Below are 21,761 nucleotides of genomic sequence, written 5' to 3'. Positions count from 1 at the left end.
CTCTTAAAATTTTAAAACGGTTTTAGGGCTGTAAATTTAATTAAAAATAAACAATGGAGGATATTCTTAATGAAAATTCAGTTTTTTCTGTATCAAACGCTGAATTAGATATTTAATTGTGCAGAGGTGTTAATTTTTTCAAAAAAAACTTTTTATCATGTCCTCAAAACCTCCCGTTAAATCTTTGTTTAATATATTTGCAGTTCACATTCCAATTATGGCTAAAAAGAAAACAATTTCAGAATCTTCGAATCCCAAAAAGAGTAAAAGCGATGTTTCTGTAGGGGTAGTAGGAAGCGGAAGTTTTGCAACCGCTATTGTAAAAATGCTTGTTGAAAACTGTAAAGTAGTACACTGGTGTGTAAGAAGTGAATTTGTAAAAGGAGCTATTGAGCTCAGAGGTCACAACCCGACCTATCTTACTGCTGCTCATTTTAATCTTAAAAGTTTAAAACTGACAACGGATATCAATGAATTGGTTTCTGCCTGTGATGTAATCGTTTTAGCAACACCATCCATTTACCTGTCTGATACCCTGGATAAAATGACTTGCGACTATTCAGACAAAATCTTTGTTTCGGCAATTAAAGGAATTATTCCTAAAGTAAATGATGTGGTAGCCCATTATCTGCGTGATGAATTCAAGATTGGTTTCAGAAATCAGGCCGTTATTGCAGGACCTTGTCACGCTGAAGAAGTAGCAATGGAAAGACTCTCATACCTTACCATTGCCACGGTGGAAGATGAAACGGCAGAAAAGCTGGAAAGAATTTTCAGTTCAGACTTTATCAAAGTTCAAACCAGTAAGGATATCCTGGGAAATGAGTACAGTGCCATTCTTAAAAACATTTTTGCCATCGGAGCAGGTATAGCAAGCGGGCTGGGGTATGGTGATAACTTTACCGCTGTGTTTGTTTCCAATGCAATCCGTGAAATGGAAACATTCCTGGAAGCAATCTATGAAGCACCGAGAGATGTGAATGAAAGTGCTTATCTTGGCGATCTTCTGGTAACTGCTTATTCACTGTTCTCAAGAAACAGAAACCTCGGTAACCTGATAGGAAAAGGATATACCGTAAAATCAGCCATCCAGTCGATGAATATGGTTGCAGAAGGGTATTATGCTGCCCAATCAATCTATAAAACGGCAAAACAGAAGAATCTCAAGTTACCGATTATCGATACGGTATATGCCATTCTTTATGATGGTAAAAATGCAGAAAAACAATTTAAAAAGCTCACTGCAAAACTGAATTAAAAACAGGATTTAAAAATTTTAAACCCTGTTTTCAAGATACATAATCCGGCTTAAGCATTTCTCGTGCTTAAGCTTTTTTTATTGTCCCATTTTAGTGATCACTAAAGATAATGACGATCTGATATTAAGATTGTTGGCTGTAAAACCATTTCCTGGAGAATCAAATTCAAATTTCTGACGGATGGTTGTAGGAGCAGCCAGCGTTAGAAAATAAGTTCCTTGGAAAAAAGTAAAAGAGCTGGACAGAAGACATGTTCTGTTTACTTCAGTAATTGTTGCGCTGGTAGCAGAATTAATCAGATAAGATCTGGTACAGGTAAAGTTCTGTCCCAGATATTGTGTATTTGATCCGCTAACAAAAGCTCCGGTTCCTGAATCTACTGAATAACGGATGATATAATTTCCTGCGGGTAATGTTATGGTAGAATTATCTGCAGCCAGAGATGCACCTGTAATTTTATTAGAGGTTACGGAAAAATTTGCAAGCGTATTATTTGTACTTCCGGCAGGAATTAAAACTCCAGAACCTATAAGCAAAGACATATTTTGAGGCTCACTTCCTGCAATAAGGATACGCTGCCATTGATTTCTTATCCAGACGTAATATCCTTTCGGAAATGTGGAAGCCCCTCCGCTGTTATAGATGATAAGTCCGTCTGTAGGGTTGGCAACAGGAGTTGAAGTACTGTTTAGAACAACAAGATCATATTGCGGAAAAAGAACTCCTTTGTTCGACGAATTAATGTCCAGAACACTGCTTGTATTAGGAGTGTTTGTATTGATACCCACCTGTGCATCTACGGTGCCGAAAAGTATCATGCAGACAATATAAATATATGTTTTCATTGTGTTTTTAATTATTGGTTAAGGGCTGATCTTTCGATATCAACTTTCGCATTGGTGATAATAATTTCTCCGTTATTAGGGGTGCTTCCCCCGGCTCCGTTCTGATAAGTTCCTCCTGTGTCGTGAGCAATGGCGGGCACTAAAAGAATGGGAGAAGGTGAAGTGGTTACAAAAGAAAAACTCATATTCAGGGTGTGGGTTTTATTGGTGGCAATAGATTGCTCATTGATGCTTATTGTTTTGCCATACTGAGTTCCGCTCACAGGGTCTACAAGTTTTACCAGATATTGATGCAAATGAACCTGCGTTCCCCCGATTCCACCTGTTGTTGTTTCAAGAGCTGTTCTTATGTTCAGGCATACATTCACCAGATAACCGCTGTTTCCCGGAAGAGTAATTACTCCTGTAGATGAATTATATAAAGCACCAATATCATTCGATATTACATTAAAGGCAGCGTCATTGAAATTTTTATAGGTACCGTTGGCCAAACCACCCAATACCGCATAATCTGTAGTACGCTGAAGCATCATATAACTTACAAGGTTATAGGTGTCAGACAGCAGGTTCCACATATTGTTTTTCCAAATGTAAATACCAGGACTGATGGAGTTTCCTTTATTGTAGACAACAAGTCCTTCTGCCGGACTGCTTATGGGGGATGTATTGCTCAGTATGTCTACAATATCTACTCTTGGAAGAAGAACTCCCTTATTGATGGTAGAGATTACATCCAAAGCAGCAGAGCTGTTCACTGTGGACTTTCCAATCGCAACCTGTGCATATATGGTCTGTGCTATGATTAATAATAGCAGGATATAACTTTTTATCATTTTCATTCTTTTTAAAGCTGAGATATTTTAATATAAGATCCATTGGCAATTACATTCACAAGGTCATAGAATGTACTGTTCTGCATTCTTCCCAGGCTCATTCTTAATCCACCGATAATATTGGCATTGGCATTCGCAGGAACAGTATAATAGAAAGACCATGTAGCCAGGTGATTAGTGCTTACCTTTGAAACAATCGGAACTTCTTTTCGGGTAACACTTACTGCGGTAAAGGTATTTGTAGTATTGTTATAGGTATCATGAATGAAATCTATAAAATAACCCATCAGATAATATGTACTCCCTGTAAGCGGGGCAGTACCGTTTACACCTGCCGGACTTTCCTGAGGAGAATTTAAATTCAGGTTCACTTCCACCAGATAGTTTCCCTGTGGAAGAATCAGGGAGTATCCTGATGAAGCGTTGGGAAGAACTTTAAATCCGCTGATGTTTGATACACCGGATACAGCGGGATTATTAACAATCAGGGGAGTGCTGGCACCGGCCACGGCATCATTTAAAGCAGATAAAGATCCGGTGAAATCAAGGTAGGCAATCTTTGGTGTATTTTGAGCATCAATGGTACTCTGCCATGAATTCGTAGTGCTGTTGAAAACATGTAGTGTTTTGTTATTACTGTTTGTTCCGCCATTAAATCCAATAAGTCCATTAGCAGGGGATGCAACAGGGGTTGTTGTACTGCTTAGGTTCGCAAGATTCAGATTGGGAAATAACATCCCTTTATTACCTCCTGAAACTGAAACTGCAGGTGCAGAGGTATAGCCGCTTCCTCCGTTGTTAATCGTAATACCGGTAACTGCTCCTCCCGTAATAGTGGCTGTAGCACGGGCTTTTGAACCTCCGTTTACAACCGGGCCACCTCCGTAAAAGTTAACCGTAGGTGCAGAGGTATAGCCGCTTCCTCCATTATTAATCGTAATACCGGTAACTGCTCCGCCTGAAATAGTAGCGGTAACTGTAGCTGGAGTTCCTTTAAAATTCTCAATATGCAGAACTGCACTGGGGTCTGGGGTAGACGTGTTGATTCCAACACTTCCACTCTGAGCAAATGTCACTGTTGCGAACACTGTACCCAGGAAGGTAATAATTTTCATCTTTAGTATATTTATAAAATAATTTTAATTCATATTTGATATATATATGTACTATTTAAATTTAAAGGTACGTAAAAAAAACAATCGTTTATTGATTTTAATTTAGAATTTTATCTATAAAAATGTATATTTTTCAATAATAGGTGATATTATTGAAAAATTATTTAAATTTAATCACTTATTGTTGAAAAAGTGACATGTTTAAAATGATTATGGATAAAGTGTTTTATAACATGAACTTAAATCAACTTAAATTTTCACACTGTATAAGACACTATAACGTGTTCTAATTAATGACTGTACAGTGAATAAAAAAAAGCTAATTTGTGGTACTTTTTTTTCCACAGGTAAGTAATGATTCATCATTTCGATGAAACTTTATTGATAATTTCCATGATTTTTTGTTGTGCAGGAAAGAAGATTTTTTCGGAGGAAAATTAACGTGTTAAAATCGTTAAACACACTTTAGTTTTTAAAACTTTTCCCGAAATTTGAAGTAAAATTTTAAAATTATGTCACAATCGCTTACAAGCAGAACACCGAAACCAAAATACGACGTTGTACTGATAGGAGGCGGAATCATGAGCGCCACTTTAGCAACGCTGCTTCATGAATTTGATCCCAATCTAGAAATCGCTATCTTCGAAAGACTTGGAAGATTTGCCAAAGAAAGTACAGCAGCATGGAACAACGCCGGAACAGGGCACTCCGCTTTTTGTGAGCTAAATTATACCCCGGAAAAACCAGACGGATCCATTGATATCAAAAAAGCAGAAAGTATTGCAGAGCAGTTCGAGATTTCAAAACAGTTCTGGGCCTATTTGATTTCCAAAGGGTATATTCATGAGCCTAAAGATTTTATCAACTCCTGTCCGCATATGAGTCTTGTTTTTGGAGAAAAAGATGCTGAATACCTTAAAAAGCGACACGATAAAATGACAGAATCGGTTCTTTTCTCCGGAATGGAATTTTCTACTGATCATGAAAAACTGAAAGAGTGGATTCCGCTGGTCATGAGCAAAAGAAATAAATCTGAAGTAATGGCTGCCACGAAGATGGATATGGGAACAGATGTGAACTTCGGGACATTAACCAGAAAAATGGGAAGACACCTGCTTGAAGATTCCAATGTAGAGGTTTTCTTATACCACGAAGTGAAAGATATAGATCCTAGAGAAAACGGAAAGTGGGAAATGAAGGTGAAAGACAGAATTCACAATCACAAACAGGAAGTTGTTGCCGACTTTGTATTTATTGGTGCCGGAGGATATGCGCTTCCGTTACTTGACAGCTCAGACATCAAAGAAAGTGAAGGATATGGAGGCTTCCCGGTTTCAGGACAATGGCTGGTAACCCATAATCAGGAACTGGTAGAAAAACATCAGGCAAAAGTATATACACAGGCTACTGTAGATGCGCCGCCAATGTCTGTTCCTCACCTTGACCTCAGAATCATTGATGGGCAGAAAGCTCTTCTTTTCGGTCCTTTCGCAGGTTTCTCTACAAAATTCCTGAAAGAAGGAAGTTACCTGGATCTTCCGGAAAGTGTGAATACCAAAAACCTAAAATCATTATTCGGTGCATGGTGGCATAATATTCCTTTGACGAAATACCTTATTCAGCAGGTTGCCATGACCAAAGCCCAGAGAATGCAGCATTTGAGAGAATTTATCAAAGATGCCAAAGAAGCTGATTGGGAACTGAAAGTAGCCGGACAGAGAGTTCAGGTGATTAAAAAAGATGAAAAAGAAGGAGGAAAACTTGAATTCGGAACTGAAGTGGTAGTCAACAAAGCCGGTACCATTGCATCATTGCTTGGAGCTTCACCAGGTGCATCAACAGCAGTATATGCCATGTTGGATGTTCTTGAAAAATGCTTTCCTGAAAAATTCCATGGTGAATGGAAAGGAAAGTTACTGGAAATGGTTCCTTCTTACGGACAAAAACTGGCAGACAATCCCGAACTTACCCAGGAAGTAAGAAATTACACAAAAGAAAAACTGGAATTAGAATATTAACATCAGCAATGGGCAATGAGTACTACATACACAGATTACTCATTGCTCATTACCTATTACTTATAACAACGTGGAAGAAGTAGTTGTAAAGCCAGTCATTGTAAAAGAACTTCTGGAATCTCTTCAGGCTAAAGTAGAAGAAGAGAGACAGGTGATTGTGCACTGTTGCTTTCCGGCATCCCCTTTTTTAGGAAACCTGATCAGGATCTGGCATTCAACCTATCTTTTTGATAACCAGTCCGAGCACAGAAGTAAGCTGATTCATGCAGAAAATATTTCAATATCCCCTTATTGGACGCCGGTGCCTTTTATGCAGGATTTTTGGTTTACCCTGATATTTTCGGGCTTACCTAAAGATTGTAAAAGTTTTGATTTAAAAGAGGTTATCCCGGAAGAAGGCGGTTTCTTCGTAGAATCTATAAAACGGAATTCATCCGATATCTACCGGGTGAAGATTTCAGAATCCTATTAATATGAAAATAAGAGAAGAAAAGCTGGAGCAAATTATTCACTGGGCTGAAAATAACCCGGATATCCGTGCTGTTCTTTTGACCAGTTCGCTGGTGAATCCCTATGCTCCCGTAGATGATTTTAGTGATCTTGATGTAGAACTGGTTTTTGAGCACCGAGAAACATACGAAATCAATAATGAATGGCTAAGCCTTTTCGGTGAACCTATTTCCATGATAGAAGAAGATGACACAGTCTTTGAAGGGAAACATGCAATGAAAATGGTGCTGTATAAAGACCATGTAAAAGTTGATTTTAAACTCTACCAGGTTTCAGAATTTATTGAAGAAATACAGTTGGAAAGCCTTCCCGATGACTGGGATGTAGGTTATAAAGTGCTGATTGATAAAGATGGCCTTACAAAGGATTTGAAATCTCCAACCTATCAGTCGGTTATGATTCATAAGCCGTCAGAAAAGAAATTCATGCAATTGCTTAATGATTTTTGGTGGGATACTACTTATGTTGCCAAATGTCTGAAGCGTGGAGATATTTTCTATGCTAAATTCATGTCTGAAAATATATTGCGCACAGATTATCTTGTTCCTTTGATTGAATGGCATATTGCTGCTGCCTATGACTGGAATACTGTCACAACCAATAAGCACGGAAGGCTCTTCAAAAAATACCTCTCTGCAGATCTTTGGCATAGAGTAGAAGCTACATTTTCAGGAAGTAATATCGATGAAAACTGGGCCGCTTTACTGGCTTACGCTGATCTGGTACATGAGCTGGGCACCGCATTGGCCGAAAAGCTCAGCTTTGAATATCCCCATACCCATGAGAATGAGATCCGGAATTACCTCGCAGAAGTAAAATCAATATCTTAAGCTAAGGCAAATTCATTCTGACGGATCAGATTTTCAATACAATATTCAGCAATGGCCGTAATGGTTACAAACGGATTTACCCCAATGGTTCCTGGAATCAGTGATCCATCCAGAACATAGAGATTTTCATGCTCTTTCAGCTTTCCGAATTCATTGGTGGCTTCGCCCAGTACACATCCTCCAAGCGGATGATAGCATATATCAGCTCCAAAACCATTATTGAACAGGAAGTGGCTCCGGGTTCCTCCGTTGGCCTTATTCATTTTCCGGACAAAATATTTGGCATTTTCCCTCATCTGGACAGTGTTATTTTCATTCCAGTCCAGCTTCAGGGTCTGTTTCACTTTATCATAGCTTACTTCTCCCTTTTTATCCACTCTGTTGATCAGCAGATATAATGCGGTAGCAACGTCCATTCCCATAGGTAAGGGTGCTATTTCTGTGAAAAAAGGATGTTCCTTGTCTTCCCAGTTATCAATGCCTCCAACCGGAATCGTAGATTGCTTGGCTCCCGTACCTCCGGACAGTGGTTTTACCCAATTTCTTCCGGTCATAAAATTTCCGTTATTCCCCCATTTCTTTCCAATCTGATTATTCACAGGAAAATTATTGATTGCATTGGATCTCAGCAGAAGCTGTAGGGTTCCCATTGTTCCGGCTGCAAGGATCAGTTTTTTGCAGTTAAAAGTTTTTTCAGAGACCGTATTACCTGAAGTATCGATCTGGTGGGCATTCAAGGTATAGCTTTTATCTTCGTTAAGCTGAATGGTATCCACACAATGAAGGTCCAGTATTTCCAGATTTCCGGTTTCCATTGCTTTTTTGAGGTAGGTTTTATCCAGACTGTTTTTACCGTAATTGTTCCCGTATATTACTTCCGTATTAAGAGCAGACCGGGGAACTTCATTCCGGAATTCTTTTTCCATGTATTTAAAATCATAGACATTGGGAACCCTCATTGTTTTAAAACCTGCTTTATGGGCTTCCTCTTCACCTACTCTTGTAAATTTGTAATAAGGACAGTCCTTTAAAAACTGCTCATCAATCACATTTACTTTAAGCTCCTGGTGAACCAGAGGAAAATAATGACTGTAGAATTTGTCAGCATCCAGATCCGGGAAAACTTCTTTGAAATAGCTTTCCTTCGGAGTTACAGCCATTCCGCCGTTCACCAGAGAACCTCCGCCAACGCCCCTTCCTACCCAGATATTGATATGCTCAAAATCCAGCCGGTCAAGTATTCCGGTGAATGGAGTGAGTGAAAAGATATTCATAAAAGGAGCAATGCTTTTTTTCTTCCATGCTGAGCTTTTGCCGGGTTTTAACAGATTGGAAAACGGGATGCCTGCTTTTTCCCAGTTAAGACCCATTTCAAGCATTAATACCTTTTTTCCGGCTTCACAAAGACGAAGGGCAGAAACAGCACCGCCATATCCGCTGCCGATGATGATAACAGGCGCATCTATGGTTTCTCTTACGATATTGATCTTCCGCTCAGAAGCCCGGAAAAGATCAGATTGAAGAAAATAAAAGCCGGATATTGCCAAAGCACTTGTCTTGATGAATTTCTTTCTGTCCATGCGCATTGTTTTTCAAAAAGTATGCTAGACCAATGGATGGGCATTTTATTTAAAACAGATTATGCTTTTTTATTACAATTTTAACTTTTGATAGATGGGAAATTCATAGCTTTACTTATAATTTTAAATTTCATGAAAAAATATATATTGTTCTTTTTGATCCTGCCACTATGGATTTTTTCGCAGAAAAAAGCTTCCAGAGAGGAAATGGAGGTCCGGAAATTTCAAAAGGCATTGAATGCAGAATACCTTGATCCAAAAGAGACCCCATTGAGGGGAGATAACTTTAAAAATTTTAAAGAGCATCCTTTTTTTCCGTTTGATATAAAATACAGGATCACGGCAAAATTTGTCAAAACGCAGGATCCGAAACCGTTTGATCTGCCTACCTCTTCAGGCAAGACCAAATCTTATCAGGAATATGGAAAAGCTACTTTTACCCTGGATGGAAAACCTTACACGCTTACTTTATACCAAAGTCTGGATCTGATCAAACAAAAAAAGTACGGAGATTATCTTTTTCTTCCGTTCAGAGATGCTACGAATGAAAAAGAAACCTACGGCGGCGGTAAGTATATGGACCTTAAAATTCCTAAGGGAAATACCATTGTACTGGATTTTAACCAATCTTACCATCCTTTCTGTGCTTATAATGCTTACGACTATAACTGCCCCATAGTTCCTGAAGAAAATAAGCTTCCTGTAGAGATCCGTGCAGGAGTAATGTACGAAGACATCTATCACCATTAATATTATGATACATTTAAAATTCTTTACGCCGGAACACCTTGCCGGAGTCAGCTATGCTTTGGATGAGAATCAGATGAGGTTTACAGCAACGGCTCAGCAGGCTTTAAAGAACATCAGTGAAAGGGACGATTCAGATGCATTTCCCATAACGATATTTGAGAATGATATTCCGGCAGGATTTTTTGTTCTTGATTTCGGGAAAGATAAGTTGGAACTTACTGATAATCAAAATTCTGTTTTGATACGTTCTCTGTCTGTTAATCCTCAGATGCAGGGAAGAGGAATTGGGAAAAGTGCAATGATGAAAGTGGATGAGTTTGTAAAGGAACATTTTAAAAACTGTAATGAACTGGTATTGGCCGTCAATCAAAAAAATGACTCCGCTTATCATATTTACCTTGAGGCAGGATACATCTATGACGGAAAAACGAGAATCGGAAGAAGCGGTCCTCAGTACCTGATGCACAAAAAACTTTAATAAAATTTTAAAACCTTAATTTTTCTTCTGCAGATTTCTTTCCCTAACTTTGAGTAACATCAAACTCAAAATATGGAAATATCACTTCATAACCAGGTTGCTATCGTTACAGGAGCTTCCAGTGGAATAGGTTCAGGAATTGCAAAATGTTTAGCTGCAGCAGGCGCTGTAGTAGTTGTCAATCATTCTTCAGAAAGATCTTTGGAAGAAGCACAGGCCGTACTGAAGGAAATTACAGATGCAGGTGGAAACGGAATTACGTACCAATGTGATGTTTCTAAGGAAGATCAGGTCGTAAAAATGTTTCAGGATGTTGTTTCCGAATTTCATACCGTGGATATTCTGATCAACAATGCAGGTATTCAGAAAGATGCCAAGTTTACTGAAATGACCATAGATCAATGGAATGCCGTAATAGGAGTGAACCTGACCGGACAGTTTCTTTGTGCCAGAGAAGCCATTAAAGAATTTTTACACCGTGGAATAGATCCTTCCCGTTCCAAAGCGTGTGGAAAAATTATTCATATCAGTTCTGTGCATGAAATTATTCCCTGGGCAGGACATGCCAACTATGCCTCAAGTAAAGGCGCCATCAGGATGCTGATGCAAACCCTGGCTCAGGAATACGGAGCCAATAAAATCCGTGTCAATTCTATTTGTCCGGGAGCTATTCAGACACCGATCAATAAAGATGCGTGGAGTACACCGGAAGCGCTGGGCTCACTTCTTACCCTTATTCCCTACAACAGGATAGGGCAGCCGCAGGATATAGGAAATCTGGCCGCATTCCTTGCCAGCGACCTTGCTGACTACATTACCGGAACCAGTATTTTCGTTGACGGAGGAATGACAACATTTGAGAGTTTTTCTACCGGAGGATAATATTCCTGGCTTAAAGGTCAGGATTTAATTATTCATTACTTATTACTTACTCATAATCAGTATTTATGTCAGAAAAAAAAAGGCTTTCAGATATTTTATGGAAAAAATGGGGACCCTACGTCAGCAATCGTGAGTGGGGTCTTGTGCGTGAAGACTACAGTGAAAATGGTGATGCCTGGAACTATACAGGCCATCATACGGCAGAAGCCAAAACCTACAGATGGGGTGAAGAAGGGATCTGCGGGATCTGTGATGACCTTCAAAAACTGGTGTTCTCCATAGGTTTCTGGAATAAAAAAGACAGCATGGTGAAAGAACGTTTCTTTGGCCTTACCAACGGACAGGGGAATCATGGAGAAGATGTAAAGGAATATTTTTATTACCTGGATTCTACACCTACGCACTCCTACATGAAGATGCTGTACAAATATCCGCAAAATGCATTTCCTTATGAAGATCTGATAAAAACGAATGCGGAAAGAAGCAAAAGCGAACCGGAATATGAGCTGATTGATACAGGTATTTTTGATCACAACGAGTACTTCGATATCTTTATTGAATATGCCAAGGAAGGACACAACGATATATTGGTGAAATTAAAAATCGTCAATAAGTCTGAGAGAGAAGCCCCTCTTATTATCCTGCCAACTGTGTGGTTCCGGAATACCTGGAATTGGGGCTATGATGATTATAAACCACAGCTGAATGCTGAAGAAGCAGATCATATTAAAGTCAGTCACAAAGACCTTGAAATCAGAAATATATATGCTGCGCAATCTGCAAAAGTTCTGTTTTGTAATAATGAAACAAATAATGAGAGGCTTTACGGTTCATCTAATGAATCAAAGTATTGTAAAGACGGCATCAATACGTTTGTAATGACGGGGAATTCCCAGGCCGTCAATCCTGATACGGGAACAAAAGCTTCTTTTTTTATCGATGAGTTTTTCAAAGCCGGAGAAACGAAAATATTTGAATTCAGGATTTCAGATAAAGATTTAAAAGATCCGTTCCGGGATTTTAATGATATTTTTGAAACAAGGCATAAAGAAGCAGACGACTTTTATGCGGAAATCCAGAAAGGCATTGCCTCTGAAGATGAAAAGCTGGTGCAGAGACAGGCTTTTGCAGGAATGCTATGGAATAAAATGTTCTATCATTACAATGTTGAAAAATGGCTGAAAGGAGATCCGGCAGAGATACCGCCACCGAAGTCACGGGAAAAGATCAGAAATTATGACTGGAAACATCTTAATAACGAACATATTATTTCTATGCCGGATAAATGGGAATATCCATGGTATGCCACCTGGGATCTAGCTTTTCATACCATCAGCTTTTCCCTGATTGATCCGGATTTTGCCAAACATCAGCTGAAACTTTTTCTCTTCGAATGGTATATGCATCCCAACGGGCAACTGCCTGCCTATGAATGGAATTTCAGTGATGTGAACCCTCCTGTACACGCCTGGGCCGTTTTCAGAGTATTTAAAATTGATGAATATCTGAAAGATAAACCTGATCTTGAATTTCTGGAAAGTGCTTTTCAAAAGTTGCTGATGAATTTTACCTGGTGGGTCAATAAAAAAGACACCAATGGAAACAACATCTTTGAGGGAGGTTTTCTGGGACTTGATAATATAGGGGTATTCGACAGGAATTCGGTGCTGCCCAATGGAGAACAGTTGGAACAGTCTGACGGTACAAGCTGGATGGCTATGTTTGCCCTGAATATGATGAGAATTGCCTTAGAACTGGCACTTTACAATAGCGTGTATGAAGAAATGGCCATGAAGTTTTTTGAGCACTTCCTGTCTATTGCCCATTCTCTGGATAATATGGGTGAGGAAAATTTCAGCCTTTGGGATGAAGAGGACGAATTTTTTTATGATGCCATTGCTTCCAGTGACGGAACCCATATGTATTTAAGATTACGCACGATTGTAGGGCTGATCCCTATGTTTGCCGTTGAGGTGATTGATGATGAAATGATCGAGAATCTTCCTAACTTTAAAAAAAGAATGAAGTGGGTTCTGGATAATAAACCGGAACTTGCATCATTGGTTTCAAGATGGGAAGTCAAGGGACAGGATTCCAAGCACCTTTTATCATTGCTTCGGGGGCATCGGTTAAAAAGGCTCCTTAAAAGGATGCTGAATCCCGAAGAGTTTTTAAGCGATTATGGTATAAGAGCTCTTTCTAAAGAGTATGAGAAAAATCCTTACACACTGAACCTCAACGAAACAGATTATTGTGTACAATATACTCCTGCTGAAAGTGATAGCGGGCTTTTCGGAGGAAACAGCAATTGGCGGGGACCGGTCTGGTTTCCTATTAATTTTTTGATTATTGACAGTCTTCAGCGGTTTTTCTTCTATTATAGTCCCGATTTCCTGGTGGAATATCCTACAGGAAGCGGAAATTATTCCAATCTGGATCAGATAGCAGATGCATTAAACAAAAGGCTGGCAAAAATATTCCTGAAAGATGAAACCGGAAAAAGACCTGTAAACGGACAGTATGAAAGATTTCAAACCGATCCTGATTTTAAAGACTATATCCTGTTCTATGAATATTTCCATGGAGATAACGGCCGTGGAGTAGGAGCTTCGCATCAGACAGGCTGGACCGGGCTTATTGCCAAAATATTACAGCCAAGATTCCCTAAAAAAGAAATGGCAGAGTCTGAAACAGAAATGCCTGAAGATGCCGGAGAAAAGAAAGAGTAAATTTTTATCTTTCAGATTATTCGAAAATCTGCTGTATCACTTCCAGTGATGCCGGGGTTTTGAAATCGGTGATATGGTAATGATAATACACCAGAAGGCTGTCCAGGAAATCTTTTCTTAAAGAGGAGTGAATCTTTGATGTATAAAAGTTTTCAGCATTCAGTGCAGTTCTCCAGATTTGTGAAATCTCTTCACCGAATAACTGATGAGTAGGGCTAAGAGAAAAAGTTCCTGTTTCAGGATCTAAAAATCTCCCGTCACTCAATAGTGGAGCTACTCCCTGGATCTTCAGTACAGCAATCAGGAAAAGAAGGTGAGCCTGATAATTTCTATTGACAAGCTCATTGATCAGCTTTTCAATCTCAAAATAGATCTGGAGATTTTTATTTTCATATCTGAGAATATGGCTTAAAAAATCTGAAATGAAAAAGATCACGGTATTGGCTTTTATATCCGTATCAATATCGGTGTTTCTGATCAACTCAAATTTCGAAACGGAAGGAATTCCATTTCCTCTTACAGGATTAACGGAAAAGACAAGTTGATTCAACGGTTGTAGCAGGGCTTTCTTTTTATTCTTTTTAGAATAGATTCCTTTTAAGAAATAACTTTGAAAACCCTCATCTTCTGTAAAACAATGCAGTACAGCATCATTTTCTCCATATTTAATATAGGAAAGTAAAAAACCGTTTTGTAAATTCATTAATTGACTACTCCTATTTTGGCTGTCGCTTTATCAGATCCATCCTCATTGGTCATCAAGACAAAATACATTCCTGAAGCCACTCTGGTTCCTTTCTGATTGTTAAGATCCCACTCATAATATCCTCCTCTTGCCACGGCTGAATGCACTACGTTTCCAGCAGCATCTACAATTCTTATGTTGGTCTTTTCTGCCAGACCTTTGATGGTAACTTTTCCTTTGAAATTGGAGTAAACAACAGGGTTAGGATAAACCAGCACGTCTCCGAAGTTTGCTGTTACATCTGCTACATCTCCCTGATAGGTTACAATACCATTGTATGTTACAAAATAAACTTTACCTGTCTTTTTATCTATTTTTATATCTGTGACATTGTTGGTAGGAAGTGGCGAATTTTCCTTAGTAAAGTGCTTGATTGTTTTCTGCCCGTCAGACGACAGATAATATACACCGCCTCCTTCTACAGAGACCCATTTATGATCTCCGGCATCTACAGCAATCTGAAGAATAGCTGAATCTCTGAAAAGTTCTTCACCAAGACCGTTTTGCTCAATGATTATAGGTTCAGCTTTAGGCTGTGGTGATTTTATTTCTGATGCAGCATTCTGTAGTACTCTTATTCCTCCATACGTACCAATCCAGGCATCTCCCGCCTTATCAAATGCTACAGATAAAGTTCCTTCTTTAAATCCGTTAGGTTCTCCCATGATGTAGTCTGTATCATCAGAAAGATTGGTTGGGTTGTTGTAATTATACGTCCAGAAATTAAGAGATCGTGGTAGCGGAACCCATAACATATTTTCATGCAAAACAGGTTTCTGTACCGTTTCACTTGAAATGACAAGCGGTTTTACAATAAAGTCATCTGCTGCTTTATCATAAATAGCCATAGTGGCGCTTACTCCATTATTAAATCCAACAGATACGAAAATATTGTTTTGCGAATCAGTAGCAAATCCTACCGGTCGGCGTGTGTATGGGTTAGCATCTAAATTATAATATTTTACCAGGTCAAAGTCCTTATTGCCGGCATTATATTTCATTTTATAGACTCCATTGTCAAACATCGTATAATTGGTAAATAGAACCTCACTATTGTCTGTTGGATTGAGAATGGCATCCAACACATTAATTTGGCGTGCATTATTATTGAAAAAAGAAGGATAAATCCACTCAGTCCCGTTAAAATAATAAAACCCCGGTTTTTTAGGATTATTGGCAGGATGGTTATAGTTATTAATTCTGGATCCCGATGAAACCAGAAGTTGGTTATTATCAAATAAATTGATATTATTAGCAAAATTGAAATGTGGACCTGAAGGTTTGTATGTCATATTACCTTCGTCTTTTATCCCTGACAAGACCGTACCACTCAGTATTTTACCACCGGAAGTGATGGCGGTATTACATTCTTCTCCCGGGCTTATGGCATTCTGTGCGATTCCGTTCATGCCATAGGTGTAGATTCTGGTATCAGTAACTACAATATTGTTGGTTGATATGACAAGGTCACGAATGTCACTGAATGAAGTCGGAAGCTGTGTAGGAGTCCCATTATTGTACATGAATGCTGCCGTTGCAGATGAAAAAACAAGTTCCGATTCAGAATCTATATGTTTGAAAGAACCGGGAACTTCTGTAGTCCAGGTAGTGTATACCGGGAAAGTGGTATTCAGCTCATGACTTTTCAGACCGCTTTTGGTAACAGAATATACCTTGTTTCCAAATATGGTTGCTTCGTTGCTGGCTTCATAAGTTCCGCCCGTTATAAAGAATGCAGAATCCCCGAATTCTTTATTATTCATGTTAAATATAGAAACACCGTACCCTACAGAAATCACCGCCTGGTTTCCGTGTATAGAAATATGATTGATCCTTTTATCTCCACTGTAACCTGCAGCAATAGGAATATCAACAATATATTTGATCTCCTGCGGAGTAATAACATCCATAGAACCATTATCATAACCAATCAGGCCAGTTTTAGTCTGAGGATTATAATCAAAGGCAGTTATACCGATGTTATGAAGTCCGTTAGCTTTAGACAACTTCGTAATCTCTCCTGTTGATATTGTATAATAGAATATTCCGTTTTCTGTGGCTGCAATAATTTTCCCATTGTCTTCCTTCATAGCGAAGACATTGTTGTAAGAGAAAAGATCTGCCCATTTTTTGGATGAAATGACCTGTGCTTTAGTAAACTGCAGAGAGGCTAAAATACCAAGAGAAATTATAGAGAGTTTTTTCATATTATGCTGTTATGCTGCTGTCTATTACCTGATTATTCCAGGAGATATGCTTTACGTTTTTGTTTGTATCAAAATAAAAATCTATCCTGCCTAACAGAAGACCTGCCCATCCCACCTGATTGACAAGAACATTTTTCCCTTGTCTGTTGGTGAAAGTCTGAGGTTCCGGAAGGAAGGTATGGGTATGGCCACCTAAGATAATATCAATATTTTCTGTATTGGCTGCCAATTTCTTATCACTTATTTTATCAGGCTCATCCCTGTAATCGTAGCCTATGTGTGAAAGGCAGATCACAAGATCACATTTTTGTTCTTTTTTCAGGAAATTTGAATAATGCTGTGCTACATCAACCGGATTGGTGTAAACGGTTTCCGCATACTGCTTTTTACCTACAAGACCGTCCAATTGGATCCCGACTCCGAAAATTCCCACCTTAATTCCATTCTTGTTAAAAATTTTATAAGGGGAAGTTTTTCCGTCCAGAATCGTATTTTTAAAATCATAATTGGAACAGATAAATGGAAACTTAGCATTAGGAAGTACCTTTAAAAAACCTTCCAACCCGTTATCAAAATCATGATTTCCCATGGTAGAAGCATCATACTTCATCATGGACATCAGTTTAAATTCCAGCTCCCCACCGAAAAAATTAAAATATGGTGTTCCCTGGAAAATATCTCCTGAATCAAGAAGCAGTACATTGCTTTCCTGATTTCTGATCTGTTGAATTAAGCTTGCCCTTCTTGCAAAGCCTCCCTGATTGGGATTTTTGGTATAGCTTGCATCAAAAGGCTCTATTCTGCTATGCTGGTCATTGGTATGAAGAATAGTCAGTTTATTTGCGGACTTTAAGTCAAGAATTTTTAATTCTTCCGCCATCATCATATTGGGAGCTAAGGCCATTGCCAAAGATCCGCCACCTATTGCCTTTAAAAAACTTTTTCTATCCATTACTTCTTACCTGTAAAATTTAAACGAACATCTGTAGCAGGAACTATTTCAGGATTTTTCCTGAACCATTCAATATATAAATCCCTGAGCTTTACTCCTGTAGCGATTGATTCTCCCTTTGAGAAAAACTTCATATTGTCGCCGCCCAAAGCAAGATAGTCCGATGTGGCAATATAGTAGTCACGGTTCGGATCTACTGTTTTTCCATTAATTAAAGACTGGGTTAATTGTCCGTTTTTTGTTTCTATATATAAATGAGAGACCGGATTATTGACCTGTGTTTTTGCATAATATTCAAAAAGCCCGGCTAAATCTGCACCCTTCATTTTTACGATTATCAGTTCATTCTCGAAAGGCATTACTTCAAAAAGATTTTTCAGCATAATATCACCTTTCCCGATCGTAGTCCGGATCCCTCCGATATTGATCAATGCTGCATCCACATTTTGTTTCAGATGAGTTTTTGCCCATGCATCACCTCCCTCAAGAGTGTAATCTGCTAAAAGATTTCCCAGATTGCTGTTGTCCCCCTGCTTTGTAAGATCCACATTGGTGTGTGATATCTTCTGGTTCATTTCTTTATCCAGTTTTTGCTTATAGGGTTCAATAAACTTTACAAACTCCTCATCATTTTTCAGCTCATTATTAATAGAAATATTTTTCTGGGTCTTCACATCCGCAAGCTGCAGCGTAGAAGCTGTTTTGCATGCTGTAAGCGAAGCCAGAGCAATTCCTAGTAACAAGAATTTATTTTTCATATGTTGCAAATTATTTTATAAGGTCATATGCAATCGCCATTCTTTTATAAAAATTTCGGTCATAACGATTCATAAAATCTTTTAGTATATGCAAATATAACTATATGTATAATAAAACATTATTATTTATTACAAATTCTTACGGTAAATGATTAAATTTGACAAAAATAATTCGAACAGATGAGCATTTTAAAAGGAGTAGGTGTTGCGTTGGTGACACCCTTTAATGAAGATTTATCCGTTGACTTTGACAGTTTAACAAAACTTGTTGAGTATAATATTGAAAACGGAACCAATTATTTGGTAGTATTGGGAACTACGGCAGAAGCCGCAACGCTTTCTGATGAAGAGAAGAAACAGGTAATTGAGCATATCATTAAGGTGAATAATAAACGTCTTCCATTAGTATTGGGAATTGGCGGCAACAATACTCTTGAGGTTAAGAAACAGATAGAAGAGGCGGATCTTTCTGCATTTGAAGCGGTACTTTCCGTATCTCCTTACTATAATAAGCCTAATCAGGAAGGTCTTTACCAGCACTATAAAGCATTGGCTTCTACAGGTAAGAACATTATTATTTATAATGTACCTTCAAGAACCGGGCAGAATGTTGAAGCAGATACTACAATCCGCCTTGCAAAAGAGTTTTCCAACCTTTTTATGATCAAAGAAGCGGCACCGAATATTCTGCAGTATTTTGATATTCTGAGAAAGAAGCCTGAAGGGTTTTCTTTGGTTTCCGGAGATGATGAATATACACTTCCTGTAACTTTAGCAGGTGGAAACGGAGTGATTTCTGTAATAGGACAGGCATATCCAAAAGAATTTTCCACAATGGTTCAGCTGGCATTTGATGGTAAAGTGAAAGAAGCTTACGAAATTCACAATAAACTGGTTGAAATTATCCGTCTGATTTTTGCAGAAGGAAACCCTTGCGGGATTAAAGTGGTGCTGGCTGAAAAAGGAATCATTAAAAATTATTTAAGACTTCCTTTAGTAGCAGCTTCAGAAGGACTTTATGCGAAAATTAAAGCTGAAATGGCAACCATTTAAAAATTAAAATGAATAGTAACGGTCAGTATGGATTGTAAATACAGAATTGAATCTTACTATTCATTATTTAAAATATCATCAGGTGAAAAGCTTCGGCTTTTCACTTTTTTTAATGATCAAACACTTTATATTAATTCAAATCATGAAATTTATACAAGCTACAGAGAATGACATTCCCTTGATTCAGAATCTGGCCCGCAGATCTTGGGAAAAAGCATATGCAGATATTCTTTCGGCAGAACAGATGGAATATATGCTGTCTGAAATGTATTCTGAAACTGAAATCAAAAAGCATCTTCTAAACCCTGATTATCACTATTATCTGATCCAGAATGATGATCTTTCCTATGACGGTTTTATCGGGTATGAGCACAATTACGAAGAAAATTCTACTAAACTTCACCGTATTTATCTGGTACCGGAAAGTAAAGGAAAAGGACTGGGAAAAAGTGCACTTCAGTTTCTGAATCAGAAAGTATCTGAAAACGGAAACCACAGAATTATTCTGAATGTAAATAAAAACAACGCTGCCAGAAACTTCTATGAGTCCCAGGGATACAGGGTTTATGACGAAGGCGTTTTTGACATCGGGAACGGATTTGTTATGGATGATTACCTGATGGAATTTCTAATTCACAGATAATTGACTTAAAATTTTGTAACTTTATCCTGTAATTCTATAACAAGTGATTTCTCTTTTTGAATCATCTTTGCTTCAGAACCAAATCACTTACAATAATACATTCATATGCTTGGTTTTGAGCTGATTCAGCTTTTTATCAGTATATTTTTTTCATCCTTAGTGTTTAAATTCCTGTATTCTCATATACAGGAGTTTTTTTTGTATTGATAGTCTATAAAAAAAATATACTTCTATTTCACATTTAATTGAAATAAATTATTATATTTACTAAATATTTGACTTATTTACTACTAGGATGAAAATGTATGTTAAATTTGATTTCAATGCCCTTTGCAAAAAGGTATTGGACGAGAAACTTAAAGAGCACGGTCTGAAGTACCGCCTGCTTAATTTTGGTGAAGTGGAATTTTACGAACCCTTCACCCAGGAACAGCATCATCTTTTTAAGAAAAATCTCGGCGAATATGGGATTGAGATCATAGAAAGTCAGAAGACAGCCTTGGTTCAGAAAATAAAAGATGCGATTGTAGAACTCGTTTTTTCTGATGAAATTATTCCGGTGAAGGCATCCATTTATATTTCTGAAAAGCTGAACCACAGCTATGGCTACCTTTCCAATCTCTTTTCTGAAGTTGCTTTTACTTCTATAGAAAATTTTATAATTCTTCAGAAAATAGAACACGCAAAAGCTCTGATCATCAGAAATAAGCAAAGTCTGACAGAAATTGCCCACAAACTGAACTATTCCAGTGTAGCACACCTAAGCACCCAATTTAAAAATACAACAGGAGTTACCCCGTCTCAGTTCCAAAAAATTATAGGAAGAAGAAGAAAAGCCCAAAACACGGCCTTAAACCCTAAAATGCAGTATGAATAGAGAATTTCTGAACGTAATAGTAGCAGATAACGATGAAAACACTTTGATTTTTTTTAAAAATATTTTGAAAGAGCTTAAAATCTCTGTTAAAGTTCAATGCTTCAGCAACGGAAAAAGCCTGATGGAATATTTGAATCGTGAGGAGGCAGTAGTACCCGAAATAGTTTTTATAAAATACAGAATCCCCGGAAAAGACAGTATGGAATGTTTGGATGAAATTCATTCAGACCTGAAGTTCAGTAATATGGTAACCGCCATTTATTCCGAACCGATTCCGGAAGATGAAATTGAAGATATTTTTGTAAAAGGAGCTAATATTTATATGAAAAAACCTGAAGCTTTTGAAGCTTTAAAGAAGGTACTTACAGAAATTATTACCATCAATTGGCAGTATTATACCTCAGGTTTGAATAAAGATAATTTTATCCTTAAAGTGTGATGAATACTCATTTTTTTGAAATTTCAATAGTTGAGAATAAAATGATATTTGTTGCATACTATTCACAAATAAGTGAAAATTTTATAACTAAATGTTAAAATAATATAAAATGGATTTCGATTAATATTCTGACATTTGTATCAGTAATCTCAGTGACACAAATTTGACTATATAGAAGAAGATACAGATGAATGGGAGGCAATTGTTTCAGGAAAAACAAAATATTATATAAATCACGATGTTAGTTAACAAAATGAA

20 protein-coding genes are annotated in these 21,761 nt (G+C 37.9%); 12 read left to right on the top strand and 8 right to left on the bottom strand.

The window, feature by feature from the left end; all coding sequences use genetic code 11:
* Positions 1–217: 217 nt before the first annotated feature.
* Complete coding sequence (locus ACTJJF_RS18810; RefSeq protein ID WP_440700641.1) at positions 218–1,258, top strand: NAD(P)H-dependent glycerol-3-phosphate dehydrogenase; 1,041 nt, start codon at positions 218–220, stop codon at positions 1,256–1,258.
* 78 nt (positions 1,259–1,336) lie between these two features.
* On the opposite strand, the gene ACTJJF_RS18805 is transcribed toward ACTJJF_RS18810, so the two are convergent.
* The 3 genes from ACTJJF_RS18805 to ACTJJF_RS18795 are packed head-to-tail and all read right to left on the bottom strand — an operon-like array spanning position 1,337 to position 4,052.
* Positions 1,337–2,104 (bottom strand): hypothetical protein, encoded by a 768-nt coding sequence (locus tag ACTJJF_RS18805; RefSeq protein WP_440700640.1) that lies wholly within the window; start codon positions 2,102–2,104, stop codon positions 1,337–1,339.
* Between the two features lie 11 nt (positions 2,105–2,115).
* Positions 2,116–2,937 (bottom strand): hypothetical protein, encoded by an 822-nt coding sequence (locus tag ACTJJF_RS18800; RefSeq protein WP_312302034.1) that lies wholly within the window; start codon positions 2,935–2,937, stop codon positions 2,116–2,118.
* Positions 2,938–2,948: 11 nt separating this feature from the next.
* Positions 2,949–4,052: a hypothetical protein gene (locus tag ACTJJF_RS18795; RefSeq protein ID WP_440700639.1), complete on the bottom strand. Its 1,104-nt coding sequence runs from the start codon at positions 4,050–4,052 to the stop codon at positions 2,949–2,951.
* Positions 4,053–4,564: 512 nt separating this feature from the next.
* On the opposite strand from ACTJJF_RS18795, the gene mqo reads away from it, so the two are divergent.
* The 3 genes from mqo to ACTJJF_RS18780 all read left to right on the top strand — a co-directional run bounded on the left by mqo (position 4,565) and on the right by ACTJJF_RS18780 (position 7,410).
* Positions 4,565–6,070, top strand: a complete 1,506-nt coding sequence (gene mqo, locus ACTJJF_RS18790; RefSeq protein WP_312302037.1) for a malate dehydrogenase (quinone) — start codon at positions 4,565–4,567, stop codon at positions 6,068–6,070.
* 70 nt (positions 6,071–6,140) lie between these two features.
* Positions 6,141–6,542: a hypothetical protein gene (locus ACTJJF_RS18785; protein WP_312302039.1), complete on the top strand. Its 402-nt coding sequence runs from the start codon at positions 6,141–6,143 to the stop codon at positions 6,540–6,542.
* A 1-nt stretch (position 6,543) separates the two neighbouring features.
* The gene (locus tag ACTJJF_RS18780) at positions 6,544–7,410 is read left to right on the top strand and encodes an AadS family aminoglycoside 6-adenylyltransferase (RefSeq protein WP_440700638.1); all 867 of its coding nucleotides are present in this window, start codon (positions 6,544–6,546) and stop codon (positions 7,408–7,410) included.
* On the opposite strand, the gene ACTJJF_RS18775 is transcribed toward ACTJJF_RS18780, so the two are convergent.
* Positions 7,407–8,990, bottom strand: coding sequence for a GMC family oxidoreductase N-terminal domain-containing protein (locus ACTJJF_RS18775; RefSeq protein WP_440700637.1), 1,584 nt, complete (start codon positions 8,988–8,990; stop codon positions 7,407–7,409). The genes ACTJJF_RS18780 and ACTJJF_RS18775 overlap by 4 nt on opposite strands.
* A 132-nt stretch (positions 8,991–9,122) precedes the next feature.
* Between ACTJJF_RS18775 and ACTJJF_RS18770 the strand changes: the two genes are divergently transcribed.
* The 4 genes from ACTJJF_RS18770 to ACTJJF_RS18755 all read left to right on the top strand — a co-directional run bounded on the left by ACTJJF_RS18770 (position 9,123) and on the right by ACTJJF_RS18755 (position 13,829).
* The gene (locus ACTJJF_RS18770) at positions 9,123–9,740 is read left to right on the top strand and encodes a DUF1684 domain-containing protein (protein WP_440700636.1); all 618 of its coding nucleotides are present in this window, start codon (positions 9,123–9,125) and stop codon (positions 9,738–9,740) included.
* 4 nt (positions 9,741–9,744) lie between these two features.
* On the top strand, positions 9,745–10,218 hold the full coding sequence (locus tag ACTJJF_RS18765) for a GNAT family N-acetyltransferase (RefSeq protein WP_440700635.1): 474 nt from the start codon (positions 9,745–9,747) through the stop codon (positions 10,216–10,218).
* A gap of 72 nt (positions 10,219–10,290) precedes the next feature.
* Positions 10,291–11,100 (top strand): glucose 1-dehydrogenase, encoded by an 810-nt coding sequence (locus ACTJJF_RS18760; RefSeq protein WP_440700634.1) that lies wholly within the window; start codon positions 10,291–10,293, stop codon positions 11,098–11,100.
* 65 nt (positions 11,101–11,165) lie between these two features.
* Complete coding sequence (locus ACTJJF_RS18755) at positions 11,166–13,829, top strand: MGH1-like glycoside hydrolase domain-containing protein (RefSeq protein WP_440700633.1); 2,664 nt, start codon at positions 11,166–11,168, stop codon at positions 13,827–13,829.
* A 16-nt stretch (positions 13,830–13,845) separates the two neighbouring features.
* Here the strand turns inward: ACTJJF_RS18755 and recO are convergent, their stop codons facing one another.
* Genes recO through ACTJJF_RS18735 form a run of 4 tightly spaced genes read right to left on the bottom strand, consistent with a single transcriptional unit; the run spans position 13,846 to position 18,491 of the window.
* On the bottom strand, positions 13,846–14,532 hold the full coding sequence (gene recO / locus ACTJJF_RS18750; protein ID WP_440700632.1) for a DNA repair protein RecO: 687 nt from the start codon (positions 14,530–14,532) through the stop codon (positions 13,846–13,848).
* Positions 14,532–16,781, bottom strand: coding sequence for a type IX secretion system anionic LPS delivery protein PorZ (porZ, locus tag ACTJJF_RS18745; protein ID WP_440700631.1), 2,250 nt, complete (start codon positions 16,779–16,781; stop codon positions 14,532–14,534). Before porZ ends, recO begins: the two co-directional genes overlap by 1 nt.
* Position 16,782: 1 nt before the next feature.
* Positions 16,783–17,733, bottom strand: coding sequence for a bifunctional metallophosphatase/5'-nucleotidase (locus ACTJJF_RS18740; protein WP_312302054.1), 951 nt, complete (start codon positions 17,731–17,733; stop codon positions 16,783–16,785).
* A complete protein-coding gene (locus tag ACTJJF_RS18735) occupies positions 17,733–18,491 on the bottom strand; it encodes a 5'-nucleotidase C-terminal domain-containing protein (protein WP_440700630.1) in 759 nt (252 codons plus the stop codon). Before ACTJJF_RS18735 ends, ACTJJF_RS18740 begins: the two co-directional genes overlap by 1 nt.
* Positions 18,492–18,671: 180 nt before the next feature.
* On the opposite strand from ACTJJF_RS18735, the gene dapA reads away from it, so the two are divergent.
* The 4 genes from dapA (at position 18,672) to ACTJJF_RS18715 (ending at position 21,503) form a co-directional block, all read left to right on the top strand.
* Positions 18,672–19,544, top strand: coding sequence for a 4-hydroxy-tetrahydrodipicolinate synthase (gene dapA / locus ACTJJF_RS18730; RefSeq protein ID WP_440700629.1), 873 nt, complete (start codon positions 18,672–18,674; stop codon positions 19,542–19,544).
* A gap of 142 nt (positions 19,545–19,686) precedes the next feature.
* Complete coding sequence (locus tag ACTJJF_RS18725) at positions 19,687–20,187, top strand: N-acetyltransferase family protein (protein ID WP_440700628.1); 501 nt, start codon at positions 19,687–19,689, stop codon at positions 20,185–20,187.
* Positions 20,188–20,482: 295 nt separating this feature from the next.
* On the top strand, positions 20,483–21,064 hold the full coding sequence (locus tag ACTJJF_RS18720; RefSeq protein ID WP_312302059.1) for a helix-turn-helix domain-containing protein: 582 nt from the start codon (positions 20,483–20,485) through the stop codon (positions 21,062–21,064).
* Positions 21,057–21,503, top strand: coding sequence for a response regulator (locus ACTJJF_RS18715; RefSeq protein WP_312302061.1), 447 nt, complete (start codon positions 21,057–21,059; stop codon positions 21,501–21,503). The genes ACTJJF_RS18720 and ACTJJF_RS18715 overlap by 8 nt, the downstream gene beginning before the upstream one ends.
* Positions 21,504–21,761 lie beyond the last annotated feature (258 nt).

This window comes from Chryseobacterium sp. 22458 (assembly GCF_052044975.1).
Classification (GTDB): Bacteria; Bacteroidota; Bacteroidia; order Flavobacteriales; family Weeksellaceae; genus Chryseobacterium.
Note: the sequence above shows the minus strand (reverse complement) of the source record. Positions and strands in the feature narration are given on the sequence as shown.